Here is a 4,123-nt window from a genome sequence, read left to right on the forward strand (position 1 = left end):
GGGCGAGGGCGGATTGCAGGGCCACCGCGCCCAGGGTGGCAGCGCTGCCCGCCAACCGGTGCAGCCGTCCGCCGAGGTCGCCGGGCAGCGCCGGGTCGAGCGTGGCGAGTTCGGCCATCAACGCGTGACCATCGTCGAGGAACTCGGTCATCAGCGCGCGGACCTTTTCCTCGGGCAGGTCCGCGTGAAGCTGATCGAGGACGTCGCCCGCCAGTGCGCCGTCGACGCATACTGCCGGACGGCACGATGCCGCGCCCCCGGACAGCAGGTCGGCAAGCCGGCTGCGGCGCAACGGCTTGGCCTGTATGTCGTCGAACCCCGCGCCCGAGAGCCGGGCGTCGTCATCGGGGCGGAAATGGGCCGTCAGGCCGATGACGCGTGTTTTCGCGCAGGGGCCGCCCGTGCCGCGGATCCGGCGCGTGGCCTCGATCCCGTCCATCACGGGCATGGAGAGATCCATCAGAATGAGGTCGAAGTGCCGTGCGCCGGCAAGGTTCACGCCCTGTGCGCCGTCCGCGGCCAGAGCCACGTCGTGCCCGTCCTTTTCGAGCATGGCGTGCAGCACTTCCCGGTTGGTACCGTTGTCCTCGACGATCAGCACCGAGCATGCCGGACAGGGCGCCGCCGCCGGGGTCTTGTTTCCGGGCGCAGGGGGGGCGATCGCCGCGGCGGCGGAGGGCGGCAGGGGCAGGACGATCCAGAAAAGGCTGCCTTCGCCCTTGACGCTCTCGGCGCCGATGCGCCCGCCCATCAGTTCGACAAGGTGACGCGCGATGCCGAGCCCGAGGCCGGTGCCCTCGGTGCTCGGGCGCCCGGGGTCGTCCACGCGCACGAAATCGTCGAAGATCGTCGGCAGGTCCGCGTCCGAGATGCCGATGCCGGTATCGGCAATGCGGATCTCGACGTCGCCGGTGGGGCCGTCCGCCGACCTTAGCCGTACCACCTCGATGGTGATGTGGCCGTTGCGCGTGAACTTGACGGCGTTCGACAGCAGGTTGAGCAGCACCTGATGAAGCCGGTCCCTGTCGCCGTCGACCCGCCCCTCGGCCGTGTCCAGCCCCAGCAGGTCTATCTCGGTGCCGTTCGCGGCCGCCTCGGGCCGCTGGCCCTCGATCAGGGCATAGACAAGCGCCCCGAGATCGAAGCTGCCGGGCGTCACGCTGAGGTCGCGGCGATCGGCCTGCGCGATGTCGAGCGCGTCCTCGATCTGGGTGACGAGCAGTTGACCGGAGGACTTCATGATCCGGGCGTAGCGCGCCTGCTCGGGTCTCAGCCCGGTATCCTCGATCAGGTCGAGCGCGCCGAGAAGCCCGTTGAGGGGCGTGCGCATCTCGTGGCTGATCATGCCGAGGAAGCGCGCCTTGGCGCGGACGCCCGACAGGGCCTTTTCGCGGGCGTCGCGAATTTCGGCTTCGACCGCGACCCGGCGCGAGATGTCGCGGATGAAACAGACGCACACGTCCCGCCCGTCACGGCTGGACAGGTCCGCGGAGAGTTCCACCGGGAATTCCGTGCCATCGGCACGTCGCCCCTTGAGATCGCTGCGGTGAGCGGGGCTTTGCGGGCCGGCCTTCACGATGCCGTCGGGGGTCAGCGGCGTCCAGCCACCACCGGCGGCCGGGCGTCCGAGCAGGTCGGATATCCGGCGCATGCCATCGAGGCGGGCATCCGGGCCGCCGAACATCCGGTGCGCGACGGCGTTGGCGTCGACGATGCGCCCGTCCGTTTCGGTGACGAGGATGGCATCCCGCGAGGTGTTGAGGATCGCCGCGAGCCGGTCGAGCGTCGTCCGGTTCTCCTTGGCGCGGTCCCTGTGGACGTGGTAGAGCCGCTGGAGCAGAAGCAGCAGCGACAGCAGCGCGGCCAGCAAGACAAGGTTCAGCGTCGCGAGCTGGACCATTTTCGACGTCAGCGTGTCACGCTCGGCATCGGTGCGGGCGGCGTCAATGCTGATGCCGCGACTGGACAGGTTGCGGATGGGCTGCGTCAGCGCGTCGAGCGTGCGGCCGATCCGGGGCGTCGCGTCGCGCAGGACGGGATCGGGCGCGTCGATCATCGGGATCATCCGGTCGAGCGCGGCGCGTATCTGTCGCAGGTCGATCTCGGCCCGGGTTCCCGTCAGTTCCTCGCGGTAAACGCGGCCGTTGCGCAGCGTTTCCACGCGGCTGTAGAACACGTCGAAGCGGCGGCGTATCTCGGGCGGGTCCGCATCCTCGACCGCGAGGATCAGCTTGACCTGATCGACCTCGAGCTGGGCCATGCTCCATTCGACGTTGTCGCGATCCGCGCTGCCGTAGGCGTCGAGCTGGAAAAAGACCTGCAGGGTCAGGGCGACCGTCGCCAGCAGGCATACGGCCGACAGCGCGGTGAAGGCAGCCAGTTGAACATGACTGCGCATCAGTTTCCCAAGGGTCCGGTTGAGCAGGTTTCGGGCGGTCATGGCCACGGTTCCGTGTCGAAGATCCGCCCTGATTAACGCGAGACGACGATGCGGTCCAGTTGCCAGATGCTGCGGGTGTAGATCGTCTCGCGGCGAAGGTCCGGATCGGAGTCGTAATCGAAGACCACCCAGAGCGGCCCCTTTTGCCGGCGCGACATGGGCGCGCCGTTGCGTTCATACGCCACGAGTGCCCCATCGGCCCTGATTTCCGAGAGGGGAACGAAGACCCTGTAGTCGTTTATCGCATGCAGGGCCAGTTCGACGCCATCCGCCGCGTTTTGACCCGATGCGATGTCGTGCGCTTCCAGCAGGTCGTGAAGCCGGACACCGGTAAAACGCTGGACGCCGGCCGTCCAGATCGTGGGGGTTTCGAAGGAGGCGGCTGGCAGGGCCTTGAGATCCGGCAGGCTCAGTTCCACGCGGTTGTCCCGGCCGCCAGAGCCCGGCCATTCGAGGGTCAGCAGCGTGCGACCCGGTCCGGATGTGCTGTCCGCCGCCTTGATGTGGGGGGCGGGGAACAGGCAAGATGTCGCCAGAAGGCAAATGCCAAAGAGACGGAGAGGGTAAAAGAACATTGCAAAACCTTTACGGGCACGGCCAGTCGTGACGGCCCTGCGATAAAAATCCATACCCCTATTCAGGCGTATAGGTTGGGGTTAAGATACAAAGTGTAGTACGTGACTTGAAACGCGACACGGGTAATATTCCGAGGTACCAAGTTGAGGGTGACGTTCGCACGTTCGGTATCGCATGTAGGAGATCCGCTTTCGGTTGCATGATGGCCCGCCGAGCGCGATAGAGCTGAGATGAAAAGGCTTCTGTTAGCCGACGATCATGACCTCGTTCGTGAAACAATCGCCGAGTACCTGCGTCAGCAGGGCGGCTTCGACGTGGTCGCGACCAGCAGTCTGGACGAGGCCCTGCGCCTTCAACAGTCGCGGGGGCCGTTCGATATCGTGCTGCTCGACTACGCGATGCCGGGTATGGACACGCTTTCCGGGCTGGCGCGGATGAAGGCCCAGGCGTCATGCCCGGTGGCGATCCTTTCCGGGACAGCGCCGCCCGAGGTGGCGCGGCGTGCGCTAGGTGCCGGCGCCGCGGGTTTCCTGCCCAAGACGCTTGCCCCCGACACGCTGATCGCGGCGGTTCGGCACATGTTGACCGGCGAAACGTACACGCCGCTCGAATTCCTCGAGACGGGCAAGCAGGAAACCGCCCCGGTCAGCCTGACCCCGCGGGAGATGGATGTGCTGCGGGGCATTTCCGAGGGCAAGTCGAACAAGGAAATCGCGCGGGACCTCGACATTCAGGAAGTCACGGTCAAGCTGCATCTCAAGACGTTGTCGCGCAAGCTGGGCGCCCGCAACCGCACCCATGCGGCGATGCTGGCGCGCGACATGGGGCTGGCCTGAAACTCAAGGTCGTGTACCGGCGGGGCGCTTCACAGCGCGGCAGGGCCCGGCGCGACGCGACCCCTGATCAACTTGCCCGATCTGCCGTGTGGGGGCCGGCGATGACAATGGTCGCCGCGCCTTGAGGCACCGCGTCAGATCGCGCACCGCGGCCGCAACGGGCCCTGTCGGACGCCTTCGTCGGTTTCCGTATCGGCCATGACGAAACCTCCATGATTGTTCGGAAGGCACTATAGACCGTCAGAGGCTAACCGATTGTTAAGTCTGATCG

At 66.6% G+C, this 4,123-nt stretch carries 3 protein-coding genes; 1 reads left to right on the plus strand and 2 read right to left on the minus strand.

Annotated features, from left to right (window positions below; genetic code table 11):
• Together ACH107_RS30630 and ACH107_RS30635 are read right to left on the minus strand one after the other, a co-directional pair.
• On the minus strand, window positions 1-2,440 hold a 2,440-nt coding region (locus ACH107_RS30630; protein ID WP_412509465.1), incomplete at its 3' end, for an ATP-binding protein.
• A gap of 32 nt (window positions 2,441-2,472) precedes the next feature.
• A complete protein-coding gene (locus ACH107_RS30635; protein WP_412509466.1) occupies window positions 2,473-2,859 on the minus strand; it encodes a molybdopterin-dependent oxidoreductase in 387 nt (128 codons plus the stop codon).
• A gap of 387 nt (window positions 2,860-3,246) precedes the next feature.
• Here ACH107_RS30635 and ACH107_RS30640 point away from each other — a divergent pair, with 387 nt between their 5' ends.
• Window positions 3,247-3,852 (plus strand): response regulator transcription factor, encoded by a 606-nt coding sequence (locus ACH107_RS30640; RefSeq protein WP_412509467.1) that lies wholly within the window; start codon window positions 3,247-3,249, stop codon window positions 3,850-3,852.
• The last annotated feature ends 271 nt before the right edge of the window (window positions 3,853-4,123 follow it).

The organism is Roseovarius halophilus (ex Wu et al. 2025) (genome assembly GCF_047086965.1).